General features: G+C 59.6%; 16 protein-coding genes. 6 read left to right on the top strand and 10 right to left on the bottom strand.

Translation table 11 applies throughout. The features are described 5' to 3' along the window. The first annotated feature begins 313 nt into the window (after positions 1-313). On the top strand, positions 314-523 hold the full coding sequence (locus tag KGD89_RS12615; protein ID WP_025260141.1) for a hypothetical protein: 210 nt from the start codon (positions 314-316) through the stop codon (positions 521-523). Positions 524-739: 216 nt separating this feature from the next. Here KGD89_RS12615 and KGD89_RS12610 read toward each other — a convergent pair whose 3' ends face one another. From KGD89_RS12610 to KGD89_RS12595, 4 genes are all read right to left on the bottom strand, one after another. Further along, complete coding sequence (locus KGD89_RS12610; RefSeq protein WP_025260140.1) at positions 740-1,345, bottom strand: LysE family translocator; 606 nt, start codon at positions 1,343-1,345, stop codon at positions 740-742. A 53-nt stretch (positions 1,346-1,398) separates the two neighbouring features. Continuing rightward, on the bottom strand, positions 1,399-4,446 hold the full coding sequence (locus KGD89_RS12605; RefSeq protein WP_025260139.1) for an efflux RND transporter permease subunit: 3,048 nt from the start codon (positions 4,444-4,446) through the stop codon (positions 1,399-1,401). Further along, complete coding sequence (locus KGD89_RS12600) at positions 4,443-5,483, bottom strand: efflux RND transporter periplasmic adaptor subunit (RefSeq protein WP_051427774.1); 1,041 nt, start codon at positions 5,481-5,483, stop codon at positions 4,443-4,445. The genes KGD89_RS12605 and KGD89_RS12600 overlap by 4 nt, the downstream gene beginning before the upstream one ends. Before the next feature lie 68 nt (positions 5,484-5,551). Further along, on the bottom strand, positions 5,552-6,985 hold the full coding sequence (locus tag KGD89_RS12595; protein ID WP_025260137.1) for an efflux transporter outer membrane subunit: 1,434 nt from the start codon (positions 6,983-6,985) through the stop codon (positions 5,552-5,554). A gap of 219 nt (positions 6,986-7,204) precedes the next feature. Between KGD89_RS12595 and KGD89_RS12590 the strand changes: the two genes are divergently transcribed. Together KGD89_RS12590 and KGD89_RS12585 are read left to right on the top strand one after the other, a co-directional pair. After that, on the top strand, positions 7,205-8,521 hold the full coding sequence (locus tag KGD89_RS12590; protein ID WP_025260136.1) for a diaminobutyrate--2-oxoglutarate transaminase family protein: 1,317 nt from the start codon (positions 7,205-7,207) through the stop codon (positions 8,519-8,521). Between the two features lie 205 nt (positions 8,522-8,726). Further along, positions 8,727-9,188, top strand: a complete 462-nt coding sequence (locus KGD89_RS12585) for a DUF3574 domain-containing protein (RefSeq protein ID WP_025260135.1) — start codon at positions 8,727-8,729, stop codon at positions 9,186-9,188. Between the two features lie 45 nt (positions 9,189-9,233). Here the strand turns inward: KGD89_RS12585 and KGD89_RS12580 are convergent, their stop codons facing one another. The 6 genes from KGD89_RS12580 to KGD89_RS12555 form a co-directional block, all read right to left on the bottom strand. Then, positions 9,234-11,621 carry a TonB-dependent receptor plug domain-containing protein gene (locus tag KGD89_RS12580; RefSeq protein WP_025260134.1) on the bottom strand — a complete coding sequence of 796 codons (2,388 nt, stop codon included), beginning with the start codon at positions 11,619-11,621 and terminating at the stop codon, positions 9,234-9,236. 331 nt (positions 11,622-11,952) lie between these two features. After that, positions 11,953-13,008, bottom strand: a complete 1,056-nt coding sequence (locus tag KGD89_RS12575; RefSeq protein ID WP_025260133.1) for a substrate-binding domain-containing protein — start codon at positions 13,006-13,008, stop codon at positions 11,953-11,955. Between the two features lie 27 nt (positions 13,009-13,035). After that, the gene (locus KGD89_RS12570; RefSeq protein WP_025260132.1) at positions 13,036-14,061 is read right to left on the bottom strand and encodes an ABC transporter permease; all 1,026 of its coding nucleotides are present in this window, start codon (positions 14,059-14,061) and stop codon (positions 13,036-13,038) included. Then, positions 14,054-15,613 (bottom strand): sugar ABC transporter ATP-binding protein, encoded by a 1,560-nt coding sequence (locus KGD89_RS12565; protein ID WP_025260131.1) that lies wholly within the window; start codon positions 15,611-15,613, stop codon positions 14,054-14,056. Before KGD89_RS12565 ends, KGD89_RS12570 begins: the two co-directional genes overlap by 8 nt. Positions 15,614-15,871: 258 nt before the next feature. Beyond that, entirely contained in the window at positions 15,872-16,930 is a 1,059-nt protein-coding gene (locus tag KGD89_RS12560) for an NAD(P)/FAD-dependent oxidoreductase (protein WP_236249442.1), read from the bottom strand. A 5-nt stretch (positions 16,931-16,935) separates the two neighbouring features. After that, a complete protein-coding gene (locus tag KGD89_RS12555) occupies positions 16,936-18,882 on the bottom strand; it encodes a LodA/GoxA family CTQ-dependent oxidase (RefSeq protein ID WP_038399857.1) in 1,947 nt (648 codons plus the stop codon). A gap of 205 nt (positions 18,883-19,087) precedes the next feature. Here KGD89_RS12555 and KGD89_RS12550 point away from each other — a divergent pair, with 205 nt between their 5' ends. From KGD89_RS12550 to yghX, 3 genes are all read left to right on the top strand, one after another. Beyond that, entirely contained in the window at positions 19,088-19,477 is a 390-nt protein-coding gene (locus tag KGD89_RS12550) for a DUF2946 domain-containing protein (RefSeq protein WP_025260128.1), read from the top strand. 139 nt (positions 19,478-19,616) lie between these two features. Beyond that, the gene (locus tag KGD89_RS12545) at positions 19,617-21,665 is read left to right on the top strand and encodes a TonB-dependent receptor (RefSeq protein WP_162883731.1); all 2,049 of its coding nucleotides are present in this window, start codon (positions 19,617-19,619) and stop codon (positions 21,663-21,665) included. A gap of 90 nt (positions 21,666-21,755) precedes the next feature. Further along, entirely contained in the window at positions 21,756-22,643 is an 888-nt protein-coding gene (gene yghX / locus KGD89_RS12540; protein WP_025260126.1) for a YghX family hydrolase, read from the top strand. Positions 22,644-22,668: the final 25 nt, after the last annotated feature.

Genomic DNA, 22,668 nt, shown 5'->3' with positions numbered 1-22,668 from the left:
GCAACTGCTCCTTGAATCACGCAATAACCGGACACCCGATCCAACACCCACTTGACCGCCTTGTTTCCAGCAAAAATCGTCATATGTTCTGTCTCGAATAGTCAGTGACTTCGGTAGATATGAGGGAACTTTAATCAGGCGCTCAGGTACATGTATGTCACTGGATACCCGGACAAGAAACAGGACGTAAGGTACAAACAATAAGTATGCGGAGCTTGTCCCCGTTTCTCACCACAGACAACCTTGCTCTGCAATGCTCGAATACAAGCGTGAAAGTAACGTTTGGGCAGTTTCACGCAAAAAGGACGATGACATGAACAGCTTCGAACCCGGTGAATACGTACGTCTGCGCTCGGGAGGCAGGAAGATGCAGGTAATCAATGCCGGAGCGGCGGATTCCCTGCCCGCCTCGTCTCTGGTGGCTTGTGAGTACCGCGCCAAAAGCCGAAGAGTATTGGGTTTCTACGCCGCCCACTCACTGATTCGCACGTCGCACTCTTCGAGCGATATCATTCAACAATAAAGCACTAACAGCATTAGTTAATTAATAACTCCTGCCTGCCATTACCTTTCCGATCCTCTTTCTGCAGGATCGTTTTTATTTACACTCCTGAATAATATACCGTCAACTTTTCACGAATGAATTCGCCCCTACGCAATTCTGAGGGAGCAAATTCATTCGCGAAGAGGCCATGCAATACAACTGCACTGGCCTGTTCGCGGGTAAACTCCACTGACATCAGACGGTAAACGAATGCGAAGCCAGGTTGTAAAGCAGACCGGTCGCGAACAGGCCGATCACCATGGAAACGCCCTTGTTCAACAGTTGCGAAGAACGCGGTGAACTCAACCGGCTGCCGAAGCAGGCGCCGAAGATGACCCAGGCCGAACCGACCGGCAGGACGACAGCGGTAAAAGTGCTCATGAATGCCAGGTAGTCCGCACTACTCAGGAAAGTACCGGCAGGTGCCACGAACGAGGCGAAGAACAACCCCTTGGGATTGGTCAGTGTCGCAACGAACAAACCTGTCGGTGATAGGCCCGGGGCATCATCAGCGTGCTGGCCGGAACGTGCCATGGACCAGAGTTTCATCGCAATATAGAACAGGAAGCACACTGCAAAGGCCTTGCTGAGCGTCGCCACCCAGGGATAGTCGCGAGCGACCCGGTCCAGGGTCAGGCCCCAGGCCGTGATCTGAATCATATAGGCCAGCCACTCTGCCCCCACCCACAACAGTGACTTCGCATTGAACCCCCGGTTCATGCCGGTCTGGAACAACAGCGAATTGGTCGGGCCGGGAACCGCGAGCACGGCAAGCAGCGTCAGAAAGATTGAACCACTCATGTTGATGCCCTCATTCGGTTTTAGCGTTGATTGGAACAGCGGATCCGCGCAGGTCAGTCATGCTGAAAAGCCTTCGTTGCGCGCTTGAAGAGCTGCAGCAGGTCGTCCACGTAGGTAAAGATCACCGGAATCACCAACAGGCTGAGCACGGTGGAGGTCAGCAATCCGCCGATCACCACGACCGCCATGGGCTGCCTGAATCCCGGATCGGCACCCACGCCGATAGCGGTCGGCAGCATGCCGGCGCCCATGGCGATGGTGGTCATCAGGATCGGCCGCGCACGCTTGTGGCAGGCATCGAGCAGTGCGTCATAACGGCTCATGCCGAAATCCCGGCGCGCGAGAATGGCGTAGTCAACCAGCAGGATCGAATTCTTGGTGACGATGCCCATGAGCATCAGCAGACCGATGACCGAAGAGAGGGAAAAACTCAGGTCGCAGGCCAGCAAACCCAGCAATGCACCACCGAGGGAAAGAGGCAGCGCGGAAAGAATGGTGGCTGGCTGCAGGAAGTCGTGAAACAGCAGCACCAGCACTGCATAGATGCAGAACACACCGATGGCCATGGTCAGGCCGAAGCTGCCAAACAGCTCGCTCATCAACTGCACTTCGCCCTGCTCCACCAGCCGGACGCCGGCAGGCAGATGCGCAAGCCCCGGCAACTGACGGGCCTGGTTCATCACTTCGCCCAGGCTGCGACCATTGAGTTCGACCGACAGCGTGACGTAACGCTGACGGTCCAGACGATCGATCTGTGCCGGCCCGCTGCCAGTGCTCAGCTCTCCCAGGGAGGCCAGCGCCACCTGACCATCCCGGCCATTGACGCGCAACTGGCCGATACGTTCGAGATCACCCCGCAGGTCAGGGCTCATACGCACCCTGAGATTCACCTGACGCTGGGAAAGATTGATCTTGCCCAGTGCCGAGGAATAGCTGCCGTAGGTGGCCAGACGCAAGGTGTCGGCAATCTGCTGGCTGGTGACTCCCAGTTGCGCAGCCCTTGTGTAATCGGGCCGGAACTGGACTTCCGGCGCCTGCAGTGAGGCGCTGGAAGCAATATTGCCCACACCGCTCAGTTGACGCAGCTGAGGTTCAAGCGCCAGCGCGGTTCGCTCCAGCAGATTCCCGTCTTCGCTGGCCAGCACGATATCGAGTTTTTCGCCATTACCATCGCCCCCAACGCTGATACGAGCCCCCGGCAGCGGACGCAAGGCGTCGCGCATGCGGGCTTCCAGTTCGGTCTGGCTGAGTTCGCGATCCTGACGTCGAGCCAGTTCAACCGTCAGCGTCGCCCGGTTGACGATCGCGCCATCCCCCGCATCGCTGCCCGCCGTCCCCGCCATGGAAAAGATATGCCGGATACCCTGGATCGATTTCAGTCGGGCGCTGGCATCCCGGGCCAGGCTGGCAGTCTGTTCAAGAGTGGCACCTGGTGGCAGTTCCAGGGTAATGGTGGATCGGGCAATGTCCTGAGCTGGCAGAAAACTGGTAGGCAAGAAGCCGATCAGCGCCAGTGAGCCGGCAAAGAACAACCCGGCCAGGGCCATGCTGGTCTTGCGCCATTCAAGGCTGCGATGAATCCACACCAGATAGCGGCGCATCAGCCAGCCATCCTGTTCGACATGCTCCACGGGCTTGAGAAAGGCCGCAGCCATCATCGGGGTCAGCAAGCGCGCAACCATCAACGAAAACAGCAGCGCCGCCGACGCCGTGACCCCGAACTGCACGAACAGCTTGCCCGCAACACCGCCCATGAAAGCAGTCGGCAGAAACACCGCCACCAGAGTCACGGTGGTAGCGATCACCGCCAGGCCGATTTCATCCGCCGCCTCCATGGCAGCTTCACGGGGGCTTTTGCCCATGCGCAGATGCCGGGCGATGTTTTCCACCTCGACAATCGCATCGTCCACCAGAATACCGATGATCAACGCCAGGGCCAGCAAGGAAACGGTATTGAGGGTAAAGCCGGCGAAGTACATCAAGCCAAACGTTGGGATGATCGACAGCGGCAATGCAGTTGCAACAATCAGCATGGCCCGTGGATCGCGCAGGAACCACCACACCACCAGTACCGCCAGCAGAATCCCCTCGTACAGCAGATTCATGGAGTCGTGATAGTTCTCCAGTACCGAGGCCGAGCTGTCGCTGATTTCAGTCAGGCTGATACCAGGCTGTCGGGCCACGAAGTCCGCCACCGCCTCGCGAATCCCGCTAGCCATACTGACATCGGAAAACCCCAGAGAGCGGATAACCTGAACACCGATCACCGGCTTGCCGTCGAGGAATGCAAGGGAATGGCGCTCGGCATGATGGTCACGGATCGTCGCCAACTGGCGCAGCGCAAAAGAGCGACCATCGCCAGTCGGAACATCAACGGCGCCCAGTGCCTGCGGGTCCTCGATGCCACCCAGAGTGCGTACCGCCATGCGTGCGCCACCCAGCTCCGCCATCCCGCCGGAGTTATCGACTTCCATGGCCTTGAGCGGCGTCTCCACATCGGCGACACCCAGCCCCAGCCCGGCCATCATGGTCGGATCGAGATCCACCTGAACCTCGCGCTCGACACCGCCTACACGCAGCACCTGAGCAACACCCTTGACCTCTTGCAGGTGCTTGCTCAGCTCATTGTCTACAAACCAGGAAAGTGCCTCTTCGTCCATGCCCGGCGCATCGATGACATACGTCAGCACCGGCGTGTCATGAATGGTCATCCGCGAGACGCTGGGAGTTTCCAGGCTGGCGGGCAGTTCCGCCATGGCGCTGTCCACCACATTGCGGACTTCGTTGAGGGCTTCGTTGCCATCCTTCTCGATGGCGAAGCTGACATTGATCTGTACGTTGCCGGAAGTGATGGTCGTGGTGACATGCTTGAGCAGGCGCAGCGATGAAAGCCGGTCCTCAAGCTTGCGGGCGACCTCGGTTTCCAGTTGCTCGGGAGCCGCGCCTTCAAGGGACGCGCTGATGGTGACTGTGGGCAGATCGAGGTCAGGGAAATCCTGAATACCCAGCCGTTGCAGGCCGATAAAGCCCAGCACACCCAGCAGGATAAACAGCATGATTGCCGGGACCGGAAAGCGAATGGACAAGGACGACAGCGTCATGGCTGCACAGCCCCCGCGGCCACCGGAGTTACATGGACGCCATCACTGAGGAAGGCTCCACCGGAGCGCACGATGGTCTGTCGCTCGTCCAGCCCGGAGACGATTTCCACGGCATTGTCCCGGCGACGCCCGACCTGTACCTGACGCTGCGCAACGCGCTCATCCGCACCGACAGTGAATACCCATGAACGGCCATCACGCAGAAACACGGCAGTATCCGGGACCGTCAGCGCAGGTCGGGCAGGCAACTCGATGCGACCACTGGCATACATGCCAGAGCGCGCCGCACTGCCTGACTCAAGCGCCACGTACACCAACGCCCGACCGGTGTTGTTATCGAGGATGGGCGACAGCAGACGAACCTGACCCGACACCGACTGGCCATCGGGCAGCGTCAATTGTGCGTGCTGTCCGGGTTTGACCTGAAGCAGTTGCCGGGCATCCAGCTCGGCCTGCCACTCGATGCGACCTTCACGCACCAGCCGAAACAGTTCGGTCCCGGCATTCACCACGTTACCCAGCAGCGCAGTACGCGATGAGACGATGCCATCATCGACCGCCACGATTCGGGTCTGACCAAGACGGATACGAATGCTCTGCATATCGGCGCTCGCAACGCCGAGTTCGGCCTTGGCAGTGGCCAGAGCAATACGGTATTGCTCGCTTTGCTGGGCGGACAACACACCGGTCACACCGACCACCTCGGCGCGACGCACATCGGATTGTGCCTTTTGCAGATTGGCCCGGGCCTGCTCGACGGTTGCCTGCTGCCTGCTCTGCTCGGCCTGCAGGCTGTCCTGAGCCAGAGTGGCCAGCACCTGTCCCTTGCGTACCCGGTCGCCGATATCGGCATTAATACTGGCGATGCGCAGGCTGCCGGTTTCAGCACTGATTAACGCCTCCTGCCAGGGCAAGAGACGGCCGCTTGCCGTCAGCTCATCAGGCCAGGGACGCCACTGCGCACGAGTGACTTCGACGCTGAGACTGCTGAGATTACTCACCGGCTCGGCGACCGGGGCCTGTGGGCGACTGCGCATCACCCACACAAGCGCCAGAACAACGCCCAGTACCAGCACAATCCAGACACGCTTTCGACGACCGGCAATCAAGATCGCTCTCCTGTCGAAGCCTGCGCGACTGACCGGTTTTCAGGGCTGTCCTGCCAGCCACCACCCAACGCTTTATAAAGAGCAATCCAGTAACGCACCTGCTCCTGCTGCAAGGTGATCAGTTCGATCCGGGCATCCAGCGCAGAACGCCGAGCCACCTCCCGGTCCAGAATGCTCACACCACCCGCCTGCCAGGATTTGTCCACGGCCTGAAAATATTCGCTATAGCCCTGGGTCGCCCGCTCTACATCGGCCTCACGGCGTCGCGCCGCATCGAGTCGGACCAGCGCCTGCTCCACCTCACCCACAGAGGTGCGCAAGGTTTGCCGATAAGCCGCCAGCGCCGAGTCATAGGCCGCCTCGGCACTCTTGACCGTGGCGCGACCAAGGCCACCATCGAGCAGTGGTAGCGACAATAAAGGCCCGACCGTCCAGTTGCGCAGCAGTTGACCATTGCTGGTACCGACGGCGAACGAGCCGGAAAGGCTAAGACTTGGCCAGCGCTGTGCTTCGGCCACGCCAATATCTGCGCTGGCAGCGGCCAGCTCGCGCTCTCGCGAGGCCAGGTCGGGACGTTGGCGGATCAGGTCGGCAGGAATGGAATGGACATCCAGGCGGGCTGGCGACGGCAATATTGCCGGGGCCTGGCCCAGCAATTCACGCACCCGGTTTTCATCGCTGCCGGTCAGTTGAGTCAGTTGTTTGAGCAGCAACTCGCACTCGCTGCGCTGATTGATCAGGGTCGACTGGCTGCTGGCTGCCGACGCCTGGGTCAGGACCAGATCGGCCGGTGCAGTGAAGCCGGCCCTGAGGGACAGCCCGGTGAGTTCGGCGGTCTGGCGTTGCGAGTCGAGCTGCTCCTGATAGGCCAGGACCAGGCGCTGACAACCTCGATATTGAACATAGTCATCGGCCACTTCGGCAGCCAGTGATACCCGTGCGTCATGCCAGTCATCGACACGAGCCTGGATACGATTGGCTGCAGCTTCACGATTGCGCCGGAACTTGCCGAAGAGGTCGAGTTCCCAGGCAGCATCAAGACCCGCCGATGAACTGGAATAAGACTGTCGCGTACTGTCTTGACGTTCGCCTGTGCGGTTGCGCGAAAGGCTGCCTCGCAACGTAGGTGACGCATCGGCATCACTTACCGCCAGGGTCGCCCTGGCCTGCTGAATGCTTGCCCGGGCCTGATCCAGCGTCGGGCTGTCGGCCTCGGCCCATTGCAGCAGGCGTTCGAGTTGCGGGTCGTTGAATTGCTGCCACCAGCCGGACAGCGCCTTGACGCTGGCACCATGGGGCAAAGGTGCATGCCATTGCGCGGGCATGCTGACCGCCGGAGGCTGGTAATCGGGTCCCATCACACAGCCGCTGGTGATCAGGGCAATGAGTATCGGCAGTGAACGTTTCGCTGCCGTTTTGAAGATATCCATGACGTCCTCTTGATGCCTGGACGTTGGGTCAGGCGCTCGGCTGCATTGACGGCGCTATTGAAGCGTTTGACGCAATGACTGTCTGGCGCGGAAAGCGGGGACATTGCCTCGTGGGAAATTGTCGGTCCATGGCCTGTGCAGCAGAATCCAACTACACCACGCGGGCGTGCAGACGACTCGCAGGAGATCCCATTTCTCAAGGCAAACGAGTGACCGACTATGCAAGAGTTGAGCTATCTGAAAAAAGTCGAATCCAACGCAAGGACTTACGCGGCCACATTCCAACGCCTGTTCGTCAGCGGTAACGGTTCACGCCTCAAGGATGACCAGGGACGTGAATACCTTGACTGCCTGGCCAATGCCGGCACTCTTGCACTGGGTCACAATCCTGCCGTTGTCCGCGAAGCCGTATTGCAATTCCTGGATACCGATCAACTGCAACAGGGTCTGGACCTGGCCACACCGGCCAAGCATGAATTCGTGCAGGCGCTGTTCTCTACATTGCCTGCGGCCATGCGCAATAACAGCAAGATCCTGTTCTGCGGCCCCAGCGGCTCGGACGCAGTGGAAGCCGCCATCAAGCTGGCCCGTCATTACACCCAGCGCACTCCGCTGATGGCGTTTCACGGCGGCTATCACGGCATGACCGCAGGCGCCCTGTCGGCCATGGGTAATCTCAAGCCCAAGATCAACGCAGGTGCGGTCAACCCCGGCACTCACTTCCTGCCCTTCCCTTATGCACTGCGCTGCCCCTTCGGTACCGATGGCTCTCAGACCGACCAACTGTCTATCGAATACATACGCACGGTGCTCAGCGATCCCGAAGGTGGTGTGCAGAAACCCGCGGCAGTGATCGTCGAAGTGATTCAGGGCGAAGGCGGCTGCATTGCGGCGTCGGCAAACTGGCTGCGCGAGTTGCGCGAGATCACCCGCGAGCAGGAAATCCTGCTGATCATCGATGAAGTACAGACCGGCCTGGGCCGTACCGGCAGCACCTTTGCCATTGAACATTCCGGAATCGTCCCGGACATCCTGGTGCTGTCCAAGGCCATTGGTGGCGGTTATCCGATGTCAGTGATCGTCTTTGCCGAACATCTGGATACCTGGAGCGCCGGCATGCATGCGGGTACTTTCCGTGGCAATCAGATTGCAATGGTTGCGGGTGCTGCGACTATCCGCCATGTGCAATCACAAAACCTGGCAGCCCAGGCGGCAGAGCGAGGCGAAAGACTTGCCAGCGGCCTCAAGGACATTGCCCAACGCTACCCGGCACTGGCCGAGGTGCGTGGTCGCGGTCTGATGCTGGGGGTCGAGGTCACTCATCCCAAAGAAAAGGGACGCACCGGGCCAGGCCACTCGCAACTGGCACGTGCCATCAAGCTCAACTGCTTCGAGAATGGCCTGATGATCGAAACCGGAGGACGCCACAGCTCCGTGTTGCGATTCCTGCCGGCACTGACCATCAGCGAAGAGGAAGTGGGTATGGTTCTGGAGCGTTTTGAAGATTCGGTTGCGGCGGCCATCAAGGCGCCTTGAGCATACATAGGAGCGAATTCATTCGCGAACTGGTTTTGAAGAGGATGTATCGCCTTCAATGACGTCTCACGAATCAATTCGCTCTTACCGGGGTTGGAGTTTGCTTATTCTTTTTGCTTCAGGAAACAGGTTTTTTATTATTTCTAACCATTAGCCCGGCTTCTTATAGTGAGCCTCTTTATCGATGCCACTGCAGGAATCCCTGATGTTGCCACGCCTGTTACTACCCGGCCTGTTTATGCTGCTGGTCGGTTGTTCCGCGTCTCCCGCTCTTCCCGTTCACACGACTGACCCAGGCACTTCCACCTTGCAGGGCGACAGCGGTCGTCCGCCGCAAGCGATATGGTTACGCACGGAATTGTATTTTTCGCTGGGCTTGCTGGACAGCGAGAATGATCAGGCCAATGTCGCGCGCTGGCGGGCGTTTCTCGACAAGGAAGTCACGCCACGTTTCCCCGATGGATTTACAGCTCTGGATGCCTACGGCCAATGGCGCGATAAAGGCGCCACACAACCGGAGCGGCTGAATACCCGGGTGATTGTGATCCTCCACGAAAACACCGCCAAAAACCGCGAGAACATCGAGGCCATTCGCCTGGCCTGGAAGAGCGTGACAGGCGATCTTTCGGTTTTACGTTTGTCGCAACCGGCAGAGATTTCCTTTTAAACAAAAACGCCGCCCGTACAAGGCGGCGTGTCCAATAACAACTCTTCAGAATCCGTAAGTCACCCTGGCGTAGTAATACGCGCCATTGGTTCCAACCGGTGACAACACATCATACGGAAGATTGCCGCCGTAGTTGATCTCGGCGCTGGAGCGCTCCGGATATCTGTCGGTCAGGTTGTTGCCGCCCAGGGCAATATCGAATCTGGGCGTGAACCTGTACTGCACCTCTGCATCCAGTTGCCAGACCGCGTTATAGGTCTGTTCCGGCTGGGAATCCCCGAAATCGAACACACGGGTGGTCTTGCCCTGGCGCGTCAAGCGGCCAAGCAGGCCCCAGTGCTGGCTGGCCCAGTTGGCGGAAATCACGAAACGGTCCCTGGGTGCCGCATCGGTCAGGGTGTTACGCTCTTCCACGCCCACCAGCGCATCGCTGCCGATCCCGAGATTGCTGAGCTGTGACGGCGTGCCTTTGGTCTTGGTGACTTTAGTGTGGTTCCAGGTGTAAGCCGTGGTCAGGCCCAGTTGCCCGTCCAGCCATGGCTGTCGGTAATTGAGGACCAGTTCGGCACCGTCGGTGCGGGTGTCGGCGGCGTTGGTGAAGAAGTTCACATCATGGACCCCGGCAACACCAAGGTTATCGTTGATGTACTGCTCCAGTGCGTCGCTGCCGATACGCTGGGACAAGGTAATGCGGTCTTTGACGTCGATGCGGAACACATCGAAGGACGCATCGAAACGTTCACTCAATTGCGCCGTCAGTCCGAGGCTGAAGTTCTTAGAGGTTTCCGGTTTCAGGTCCTCGGCACCCAGCGCGCGGGCAATCGGGTCATTGACCGACAGCACCCGGATATCGGTCAGCGTGCCGCCGGTGCCGAAGTTGCTGGTGGTGTTCTGGAAGCCCACCTGCGCCAGCGACGGCGCCCGGAAATTGTTGGAGACAGCGCCGCGCAAGGCCAGTTGCCCGGTCAGGCGGTAGCGGCCGCTCAGCTTACCGGTGAGCTTGCTGCCCGCATCGTCATAACGTTCCCAGCGGGTTGCTGCGTCGACAAACAGCCGGTCGGTCAGGTCGCCGGACAATTCGGCGTAGGTGCCGAAGACATTACGGTCCAGGTCCACTTCTTCGCTCGGGCGCAGGCCGTTGGCACCATCGGCTCCGGTGCCGAAATACGAAGCTTCGTCGCCTGCGTAGGTCAGGTAGTTTTCGTAGCGGTATTCGCCGCCCAGCGCCAACACGAACGGGCGGCCGGCAAGGCGCAGCTCACGGGTGAAATCCAGGTTGCCGGTGGTCTGGCGCAATTCGTAGGTTCCGGTATCAAAACGGGTCGGCGAGTCAGCCCCCAAGGCAACGTTGAGGGTGCGCTGGGTCGCCGATTCAAAGTGGTTGCGGCCATGGGTAAGGCTGCTGTCGAAGTCCCATTGCTCACCGAGCAGACCTTTGAAGCCGACGGTGGCCGACAGGTCCTTGTTATCTCCCAGTGATTGCGGCAGATAGCCGTCTGGATAGAACTGTGGCTGGTCGCCGGGATAGCGATAGAACTCGGCACCCGTGGTGTGGCGTTCGTTGTAGGTGCCGAAGGAATAGGCCTTGCCGTTGCCCAGCGGCAGTTCGCTGTTGAACCAGGCATTGATGTCCCGTGCCACGCCGTCGCCCATTACATAGTTGCGCTGGCCTGGCGTATCGGAGAAACCGTCGAATCCGGCGCGGTTGGTCGGGTCGCGATCCTTGTATTCGGTGCCGCCACGGATGAAACCACCTTCGTCCCCCAGACGTGCGCCGATCTTGGCCGTCGTCAGCGAGTTGCGGCCATCGGTCGTGGTCTTGCCAATGGCATCCTGGCGCGTGTGGTAAGCGCCATAAGTGGTCGAGACTTCACCGCCTTCAGGAGCATCGTCGAGGATGATATTGATCACCCCGGCAATGGCGTCAGAACCATATTGCGCACCGGCCCCGTCACGCAGCACTTCGATGCGCTTGATGGCGCTGATGGGGATCGAGTTGAAATCCACTGGCGCGGTACCGCGACCGATCTTCGAGGAGTCGTTGACCAGCGCCGAGGTATGCCGACGTTTGCCGTTGACCAGAACCAGCACCTGATCGGGACTCATGCCCCGCAGTTGAGCGGCCCGTACATGGTCGGCACCGCCAGAGTTGGACTGGCGGGGAAAGCTGAACGACGGCAATAACGTCTGCAGCGCCTGCCCCAGTTCACCCCCGCCGGCTGCGGCGGACTTGAGGTCATCGGCGGTCAATACGTCTACCGGCACGGGCGAATCCAGCACGGTACGGGCCTTGCCTCGCGTGCCGGTCACCAGTACGGCGCCAAGACGCGTTTCGTCATCAGCACTCGGGGAAGTTTCTTCGGCTTGCGCAGGAAGTTGCGTCATTGCCGCCACCACAGCGGCAGCCAGCAGTGACCGTGAACGGTAATACATGGAACGGCTCCTTTGGGGCGCAGAAATACCTGCCGACCAACAAGAATTGCGGCGGTTTTCTGCTGTAGTTTTAAAGTTCGGGCACGCAGCGAGATCAATGCAAAGAAGACACAAAGAGCCAATAAAACCCTTTGAAGACAGGACATTAGACGAGGCGGCAATCTATGCCAAAGAACCAATAATACTTAGGTTATATCGCTCTTCAATACTGTTGCTTATTCAACATTGGTTGTTGGCAAAGCAACAGTTGCCTTCTAAAACGTAGCGCACATTCATTCGCGAAGAGCAGTTTCGCGAATGAATGTGCTTACGGAGATGGCAGAAATGGAGTTTATTTCGCCAACGGAATCCAGGCCGAACGTGCCACACCTGCAGCTTCACCGAACGCAGGTACTTTCTTCGCGAGGTCACGGACATTCTTCACATCCAGATCCAGCAACTGCTGACGGGTAATCAGGGTTGGCGGGACCAGCACACGGGCTCCCGGGTCTTCACCGGCAATACGCATGGCCAGGCTGCGCACGCTGATTGCGCCTGCCACCTCAGGGTTTACGGCAGCCGTGGCAGCCCAGGCGCTGCCGGGCTCTTTCATGATCTGGATATCGGCCGTGGAAATGTCGGCACTGTAGATCTTGATCTGCTTGCCCAGGCCCGCCTCATCGACTGCGATCTTGGCCCCTTTGGCGAACTCGTCGAAGGGCGCGAAGATCACCTGCAAACCGGGATTGGCCCGCAGCACGGCACTGGCCTGATCCGCGACCGAGTTGGCGATGGGCGGATTGAGGGTGCCGAAACGTGCCTTCTCGACGATACCGGGATTGTCCGCCTTGACCTGCCGCCAGATTTCATCGCGACGCTCCATCGGCGTAAAGCCACCAATGAACACATAACCCGCCTGGAATGCGTTGCCGTTGTCCTTGAGTGCCTGATCCAGCGCCAGACGCGCCAGTTGATGGTGATCCTGTTCAATCTGGGTCACTTGCGGATTGCCCAGGTCGATATCGAACGCGACGACCTTGATGCCTTTGGCGACGGCCTTGGCCACGGTGTCCTTGAGGGTTTCGGCCAGGCCCAGTTGCACGATGATGCCATCTACACCCAGGTCGATGGCCTGCTCCAACATTTCTCGTTGAGTTGCCGCCTGTTGCCGGGCATCGAACAGGCGCAGGTTAATGCCCAGCGCCTCCGACTGTTTTTCGACGCCACGCAGGTAAGCCTCGGGGAAGTCCCCCGAGAACAGATAGCCCACCAGCGCGATATTGACCCCGCCCTTGTCGAACGGCGCAGGCGCACCGGCAATTCCGGCAGCGCTGGCGCCTGTGGCCAGGGAAGCGACCAGCGTGGCGGCGAGCAGGCGTCGCAGCCCGCGTGTGATGAGTCGATGCATCGAGTATTCCTTCTCTGACAGTGAGGCTCAGCGCGCCCGTTGCGCGAGGCCGAAGGTAAACATCAGCGCCAGGACCAGTACCGCGCCCTTGACGAAATCCTGGGTGTAATAAGGTGCATTGAGCATGGTCAGGCCGTTGAGCAAGGTTGCAACCAGCAACGCACCCACCAGCGTGCCAAAGGCATTGGGCTTGCGGGCACCGAGCACGGCGAAACCGATCAGTGCCGCCCCCAGCGCATCCAGCACCAGACCATTGCCGGAGCTGACATCGCCACGTCCCAGACGGGCCGCCAGCAACAGGCCGCCCAGTGAAGCCAGCAACGCCGAGAGCACATAGGCCAGCAGCTTGTATTTCTCCACCGAAGCACCGGCCAGCCGCGCCGCCCGCTCGTTGCCACCGATGGCGTAGAACACCCGGCCAAAGCGGGTCAGCTCAAGAAAGCCCCAGACCAGTAGCGCGACCACCAGCATGACCAGCACCGGAACCGGCACCGTGTCCCATAGCCGCGCACGGCCAATCGCCAGAAAGGCCGCACTGAAACTGCCGGAAGCTTCGTCACCGTTGGGCAAGGTCATGCCGACCGCAATGGAGCGGCCACCGGTAGGAATCAGTTGCAGGCCAATGATCAGGAACATGCTGCCCAGGGTCGCCAGAATGTCCGGGATGCCCATGCGTACGATCAGAAATCCGTTGAGTAATCCCACCAGCGCCCCACAGGCAAGACTGATGAAAATCGCCGGCAGCGGCCCCCAGTCCAGAACCACCATGACGTAGCTGGCACACATCAGGCTCATGGCGGCCACCGCACCGATGGACAAGTCGAGCCCGCCCACCGACATGCTCAGGGTCACACCCAGAGCCAGCAGCGCCACGATGGACACCGACTGCAGAATGATGAACAGATTGCCGACCCGCAAAAACGCAGGTTCCAGTACCGAAAACAGCACCACCACCCACGCCAGGAGCAGCAAAAGCCCGTAATGAATGGTGAAACGCAACAATGATTCCCATGGCCGTGGTTTCAGGGAATGTGAAGACGTCGACTCAGGCAAGCGTGGCTCCTTGGCGATGCAGAGGGTTGATGTCAGGTTGCGGCGCTACGCCCGCCATGTGCGCGACCAGTTGCTCGCGTTGCAGACCGGCACGCGGGTAATCGGCCACCACACTGGCGTCACGCACCACCAGAATACGGTCGGCGATTTCCAGCGCTTCGTCGGGGTCGGAGCAGATCACCAGCGTGGCGCGCTGACCGGCGCTGGCACGAATCCGAGCACCGATTTCCCGGCGGGCGCGGATATCCACGCCCTGAAACGGCTCATCGAGAATCAGCAAGCGACCATTGCCCAGCAACCAGCGGGCCAGCACCACTTTCTGTTGATTGCCTCCAGAAAGCGTCTCCATCGGCACATCAATACCCGCACACTTGATGCCCAGGGTTTGCACATGCTCCTGCACCGCTTCGCGTTCTGCGCCAGCATCAATAAAACCGCCACGACTGAATCGCTGCAAAAACGGCAAGGTCAGGGTTCGCGTCAGGGAAAAGCCCGGCACCAATGAGCCACGCATGCGGTCCTCGCAGGCCATGAATACACCGCCCGCAATGGCCTCGCGTGGCGATGCCGGAGCCCAGCGCTGGCCATCCAGTTCGATAACGCCCGCCACAGGCTGACGCAGGCCGAAAAGAAGTTCGGCTATCTCACTCTTGCCAGCCCCAAGCAGGCCAGTCATGGCGACCACTTCGCCTCGGTACAGATTCAGATCGAAAGCCGTGCTGGCTTCACTGAGTCGACAATCGCGCATCTGCACCACTTCACGCCCGCGCTCGGTCTGTTGGTGAACCACAGGCGCCAGTTCGCTGCCGAGCATGGCCCGCACGGCAGCGGCCAGGTCCAGCGGTGCGGCGAACTCGCCCGCCAGACGTCCATCGCGCAGCACAATCGCCCGGTCTGCAATGCGCTGCAAATCTGACAGGCGATGGGAAATGTAGAGAATGCTGACCCCGCGCCCGCGCAGAACGTCGATCAACGCGAACAGTCGCTCAGCCTCGGTAGCCGACAAGGACGCCGTGGGCTCATCCAGCACCAGCAAGCGGGGCTTGAGCGCCAGCGCACGAGCCAGCACCACCAGTTGCCGCTCAGCCGTGCCGAGGCTTTCGATGGCCGCGTCCAGCGGCAAGTGCAAATCCAGACCTGCCGCGATCTGGGCGGCACGCTCATGCAGACGTCGCCGCCTGCTCCAGATGGAACCTTGCGGCTGACACAGTTCATCCAGCACCAGATTCTCGGCCACGCTGAAACCCGGCACCACCGCCTCGTCAACCTGCTGGTGAACCGCAACGATACCGGCGCGCCGCGCTTCATGAGGGGAAGCAAAACCCAGCGCCCTGCCCTCGACCCGCAACTCGCCCGCATCATGGCGATGGCTGCCAGAGAGGATTTTCACCAGGGTGGATTTGCCCGCACCATTGGCCCCCAGCAAGGCCACAACCTCACCGGGATAAAGGTTCAAGTCGATGTCCTGCAAGACCCGGCTTGAACCGAATGACTTGCCCAGCCCACGGGTACTGACCAAGGGATCCTGAGGGACCGTTACGGGCACTTTCATGGAGAACTCAACACAAGGGATCAGAGAAAAGCAGGCCGCGCACGGGTCACACGGCGATAAACGACGTCTTCAAGAGAGACGAAATCGCATATAGCCTAATGGACGGGTTATCCGGCGATAAATAACCAATTGAAATATCCATAGAAGCACTCGCGTACCTTGCGGCTGCTGCGGCCCATGCATCTGGATCGGCCTTGTCGCTGGGTCTGTCCAAGTCGGCTTTCAGCCGGAGTACTCAGGCACTTGAACAAAGGCTGATCAGCCCACACTCGCCAGACTATGGCACTGCGCGTAGTGGCTCATGAGCCCTTTGAGAGAATGCGCCAGGGTTATACGGGTCTGCTGATCATAACGTTCAAGCTTGTCCACACGGCCATGATGCAGATATTCCAGCACAGCGCGGGCCGCTGGCTGGCTCGCCCCGAACGCATGGGCAAGGCCCTGTGACGTGACGGGATCGAAAGCGATTGCCGCTTCACCGACCGCAAGCCATTGCGAGGTCGCAACGCAGTCCAGCGCAGAACAACCGGCATCGAGCACTTGCAAAGGTGCCGCCGACAGTTCGCCGGCGGCAACGTAGTGCTGCATCAACTTTGTCTGTTCCAGTTGTCGGCCAAGTTCGGCCGGGCTGCGGGAGACTTCGCCGCCTTCGGGGAAAAATCGCACCAGATGGCGCTGGCCGCTGGCCGAAGTCGCACCGGACCACCAGCCCTGTGTGTCCGCCTCGATCAACAACCAGTCGGTTGACGCCAACTCAGAAGTACCGGCAGGCAAACAGGCTGCAACGGCGACCTGACGACTCAAGCGACGCCTGCCCGCACCGCCCAGGCGCGCAATAACACTGGACTTGCCCGAAGCATCGATCACGAAACGGGCTTGACCACGCCAGAAGTCCTCGCCCCGCAAACCGCTCAGGGTGGTGACTGCACCCCACTCGGCCTCGGTCACCCGCACGCCCCGCTCCAGCACCACACCTTCAGCCTGTGCCCTGTCCCGCAGACGGGCATCGAACACCTGACGATCCAGGAAATAACCCTGGGATGAGCGTTCGGCGAAATAATCGCGAAAAGCCCGTTCAGGCGTCACCCAGATCGATTGCACGCCGCAACAGCGCCGGGCAACCAACATGTCGTCCAGCAAATCAGCATGCCCGAGCGCGGCCAACGCCGGCACCGCTTCGGGCGACAGGCATTCACCGGGTCGCGGCTGGCCCGCGTCATCGCGATCAACCATGCATACGTCAAGCCCCACCTGGGCCAGACAAATGGCAAGCGCCGAACCTGCCGGCCCGGCGCCCACGACCAGAACGTCGTACACGTGGGTCAAATCTCGTCCCTGCGCAGACGACGTGGTTTCACATTCTTGCGTGGCGTGGCTTTGTCGAGTCCGGCGCCCTTGAGCAACGGTTGTGGATGGTCCAGAGCTTCGATGGCCGCGAGCAAGGCAACCTTGGTGTTGGGGCCAACGGCACTTTCCGGGCGACCGGTTTCTACCCAGGCCTGGGCTGGCAGCCCAAGTTTCTTTTGCAACTCGGGCGATGTCTCCTGGCTGACCAGAACGCCAAGCTCCCACCATTGGCTGACCATCTTGTTGATACGCGCCAGATAGGAACCTTTCAGGTCGCGCAACCAGTCCTCGCGGTAGGAGAAGTTCTTGAGCTGTTGCGGTTCACTCGATTGCGTTGAACCGACACGCTGCCAGGCCTCGTTGCTGAGCACGCTGTTGGGCACGCGTGCTCCCCAGTAGCTGGGGAAGGACAGATAAGAGCCTGGTTCATATTCCGCATCGGACAGACAGGATGCGCCATCAGTCTGCCATGGCACGCCCAGTGCGCGGGTCAGGGAGCCGGGACCTACGCCGTCCAGCGGGCCACCTTTGCTCAGGCAGATTTCCGGTGTCAGCTTGCTGCCGTAATCCTGGCGCACAGCATGGCCCTGAGGCAGGACTGCCAGGCGATAAGGGCTTTTCCAGACGCTGGACACACGCATGAACCAGGTCAGTTCGATGCCGGGATGGAACGGCCCGCCCAGGCACTCATGCAGGCCTGCACGATCCAGCGCTTCAACCTGCTGTTGCGGTTTGAGGGACGAGAACGCCGGGATAACCGGCTCACCTTTCCAGTCAGAAACGAAATCCCCTTTCACCCAGTTTTCCAGTGCCTTGTACATCAAAGGCGTCACGGCCAGGCCTGCACCTTCGAGATCGGAATAATCGCCGTAGTAATCGCCGTAGAACGGCAGCAGCGCAGACGTGAACGCCCCGCTACCGTCAGGGATACGGAAAAGATCGAAGACCCTGGTACGGAACTCGGCATTCTTTGCAGACGGGTCGGCAAGTTTCTTCAAGACTGCCTTGTTTTTGGTATCCAGTGGCGAGCCGGAGCCGCTGAGCATGTAAATACCATGGTTGGTCCACTGCATATTGGTCAGGCGATCAAAGATCGGCCAGATGTCGCGGGTGAACTCAGTGGTTTTGTGGGCAGGCAGTTGACCATTGCGCACATACAGGTCGCGCACCACGTCTTCCATGGTGACGACACCGAACAGTCCCGGTGCATAGTTGGGCGGTGTGACGGCCAGGAAACCCGGTTCGGCCTCCAGGGTGTCGCCATTGGCGAAGGTCACGCGAGCGTAGACCGGACCATCCGAGATATCGTCATGCCAGTCTTCATTGTTGGCAAAGGTGACAGGCGCGGTGCCGGCCTTGAGCGGTGCGGAATGCCCGTGTCCACCCAGCGCGATGAGTCGGCCCTCCGCGTCGGTGCGCAACTCGCCCAGATAGACCGGCTTGCTGTAGAACTCGCCCGTATCGAAATGGAAGGCTTTGCCCTGTTTGTTGCGACCACCGATGGTTCTCGGGCCAGGACGAATGTCCAGCGCCTTGCGCTGCTTGCCAATGACCGCCGGATTACGTCGACCTGCGCTCTTCGCGTAGGGCGCAGGCAAGTCCATGGCATTCTCGAAGTTGTACCAGCCCGCCTTGAGGTTGGCGAGCTCTACGGTCCAATCGATTTTCACCCCATCTTCGAGGGTCAGTTCGCGGACCGAACCATCCGTCAGCTCTGCATAGATACGGAAACGCACGGCCTGACGCCGCAGGTGGCCCTTGGCATCGCGAAACGCTCCATCCGCACTGCTCGCAACCGCTCCCGGAACCTCGGCGGCCAGAACATATTCATCATGACCCAAGGCATTACCGACCCGGGCAATCCCCAGCCCCGGATGCACACGTACTGATTTGATCAACGCAGAACTGATGGTAGTGGCCATTGCGATGTAGCCTCCCTGCTGAAATGAAGTATCCCGAGAACTGTTTCTCAGGCCACGACACTAGATGACAGAATATCAAGATGTCAAATAGCCACACATCAGTTCCTGCATCGCTTTCCGTACGCTGAAAATCCTCCCCACAGAAGCATTTACATTCCCTGATCAAATACGGCTAAATGGCGGCCTTCCTGCTCCGGGCCCACCCATGGCTTCAATGAAACGCATCAGTCCCTGGATCGCCTGCCTGGCCATATTGCTCAATATGTTGGCCATGCCGATGAGCCGCGCCATGCAGACGCCGGATGCGCATTTGTTGTTGTGGGGCGGTTTTTGCTCGGGGAGCGGTTCGACTGTATTGCCGCCTGGCTTCAAGAAACTGATCGATACCCTGCAACCCGCTTCCTCGAAAGCCGCCATGCAGCATGGCGACTGCTGCTGTGGCCATGCCGGACTGGCAGCCCTGCCATCCGATTACTACCGCCACTTCCTGCCCCGCTACACCCCTGACACAGCACTGGACAACCCCGAGCAGCCAACGCTGCATCCCAGGGTTCGCTGGCCCAGTCTGACTCCGCGCGCTTCTCCCCTGGCCTGACCACGCCTTGCCCGCCGACTCTGGCGCGGTTTTTCCTGTCTGGCGCTGGAATGCATTGAACGGCCATTCCACGTCCTCGAAATATCTTGGTCTCCAGGAAGTAAGTGCTATGCCTGTTTTTTCTACATTGCCACGTGCAATGCATGCCCCTGTGGCCCGCTCTCTCTGCCAGGCGCTGACCTGCGGGGTATTTGCCCTGACGCCGCTGTCCGCGGCACTGGCCGAAACCCAGATTGAAAACTCGACCCTGACCCTCGGTTCCGTCACCGTTCAGGGCAACAGCAGCGGCCCGCTGAGCACCAGCAGCGTGCTGAGCTCGGTGGATATTCTGGGTGGCGACATCCTTGAAAAGATGCCGGTCAATTACAGCTGGGAGCTGTTCAGTCGTGCCCCCGGCGTGATCCTTACCCAATTCAATCAGGGCACCACGTCCGGCAAGATTTCCTTTCGCGGCTTCAACGGTGAAGGCGAAATCAATGCGGTAAAACTGTTGATCGACGGCATTCCGAGCAACAGCAACGACGGCAACATGCCGTTCATGGACATGATTTTCCCCATGGAGCTGGACAGCATCGAGGTGGTTCGCGGCACCAGCGATGCCCGTTACGGGCTGAACAACATCGCGGGCAACGTCAACATGCTGACCCGCACCGGCGGCAATTACACCAAGGCCCGGATTCGCTACGGCAGCTTCAATACACGGGAAACCCAGCTTTCCAAAGGTTTCGAGAACAGCAACTGGAGCCAGAACTATTTCTTCGCCTATCAGAAATCCGAGGGCTATCGCGATCACTCCGACGCCGAGAAATTCTCCATGTCTGGCAAGTGGTTCTACACCCCGGACGACGAGAGTTATCGCATCGGCCTGATTGCCAGGCATTACGAAACCGAAGCCCAGGAGCCCGGATACCTGAGCGAAGAGAATGCCAGCCGCCACCCGACCATGACCAACAGCTACAACGCCACGGACAAGGGCACCCGGCGCATGAATCAGGTCAGCCTGCATTTCGATACGGACCTTGCAGACACCCTGGCATGGTCCGCTAAAACCTACATCAACACCTTTGACGACCGACGCTGGACCCAGTACTGGAGAACCACCTCGCAACAGGAACGGGATGCCTATGAAACCCAGTACGGCGCCCTCACCTCTCTGACCTGGCGCCCGGAAGTCAGCTGGCTGTACGACTTTGCTCTGGAAGGCGGAGCGGACATGCAGCAGCAGGAAAACAAGAGCGAACGCTACCGGACCCTGAATCGGGTTCGCCAGGCCCAGACCCGCGACCAGCAATTCGACTTCGACACATACGGCGCTTATATCCAGGCCGAGATCAAGCCTTTCGAGTCGTTGAAGATTGTCCCGGCCTATCGGGTCGACAAGATCCAGGGCGACTTCACCAATGAAATGACCGGCCTGGATTACGACATCAATGACTATGGCCTGATCAAGCAGCCCAAGCTCAGCGTGGTGTATTCGCCCTGGGATGTGGCCAGTTTCTACGCCAACTGGGGACGCACCTTCCAGGTCGGTACAGGGGCGGCGGCCTACAAGATTCCGCCACGGGATACCGATCTGGAACCCTCGATCAACGAAGGCTGGGAAGCCGGGATCAAATTCACTCCCGCCAGTTGGGTTGATGGTCGGATCGCCTATTGGCAGCAGGAAGCCAGTGGCGAAGTCAGCCGCCGGCTCAACGACCCGAGTGGCGAATCGGATAACGTCGGGGAAACCCGGCGCTGGGGTTATGACCTGCAGGTGAACCTGCACCCGAACGAGCGCACGGAAATATGGATGGCGTACTCATGGCAATACTCGAAAATCCTTGAGCCCAGCGCTACATTGCCCAACAGCAAAGGCCGGGAAATCGACCATATCCCCCATCACGTCTACAACGCCGGCATGACCTATCAGGCCACCCCCGCTGTTCAATTGACGGCCTGGATGAACGGCCAGACCAACTATTATCTGGAGCGGGAAAACACTCAGGGCACCTATGGCGGCTATGTGCTGATGAACCTGGGCGCGACCTGGAAGGTAAGCGAGTCGGTCAGTGTCGACCTGCAACTCAAGAACCTGACCAACCGTTATTACGAGTACGTCTGGTATGACCCGGACGGCGCCGTCGACTCCCTGCACTCGCCGGGTGATGGGCGCGCACTCTATACCGGGGTCACGATGGATTTCTGATCCGCAATAAATGTCGAGGTGCTATCAACGGCACCTAGGCATCAAAGCTGCTTTAATAGAAACCCCAATGATCTGACAGGAAGCATGCAGATGGATCGTCTCACCGCCAAAGACTTTGCCCCTGAACTGCTTGAGCTGTACGACTACTACGCCCACGGCAAGATCAACAGGCGCGAATTTCTCGACCGTGCTGCCCTGTTCACTCTGGGAGGCCTGACTGCCACGGCCCTTCTGGCCTCGCTGAGCCCGAACTACGCGCTGGCCGAACAAGTGGCGTTCACCGACCCGGATATCATTGCCGAATACGTCAATTACCCTTCGCCCAAAGGTCATGGGCAAGTACGTGGTTATCTGGTGCGTCCGGCGAAAGCCAGCGGCAAGCTGCCTGCGATAGTGGTCGCCCATGAAAACCGTGGGCTCAATCCCTATATCGAGGACGTCGCCCGACGTGCTGCCAAGGCAGGCTTCATCGCACTGGCACCTGATGGCCTGTCCTCCGTGGGCGGTTATCCGGGCAACGATGACAAAGGCCGAGAACTTCAACAGAAAGTCGATCCTGAAAAGCTCATGAACGACTTCTTCGCGGCTATCGAATGGCTGATGAAGCATGACGCAAGCACCGGAAAGGTCGGCATCACCGGCTTCTGCTATGGCGGAGGCGTCGCCAATGCGGCGGCCGTGGCTTATCCGGAATTGGGAGCAGCGGTTTCATTCTATGGTCGCCAACCCAAGTCCGAAGACGTGGTGCGGATCAAGGCGCCGATCATGATCCATTATGGCGAACTGGACACACGGATCAACGAAGGCTGGCCCGCTTATGAAGCGGCGTTGAAAGCGGCTGGCACAAATTACGAAACCTATATCTATCCCGGTGCCAACCACGGCTTCCACAACGACTCCACGCCACGATACGACGAAGCCGCCGCCAATCTGGCCTGGGACAGAACCGTGGGATGGTTTCGGCGGTATCTGGTTTGAGACCATTCGCACGAATTGAGGGAGC

The sequence above is a fragment of the Pseudomonas cichorii genome (assembly GCF_018343775.1).
Taxonomy (GTDB): Bacteria; Pseudomonadota; Gammaproteobacteria; order Pseudomonadales; family Pseudomonadaceae; genus Aquipseudomonas; species Aquipseudomonas cichorii.
Note: the sequence above shows the minus strand (reverse complement) of the source record. Positions and strands in the feature narration are given on the sequence as shown.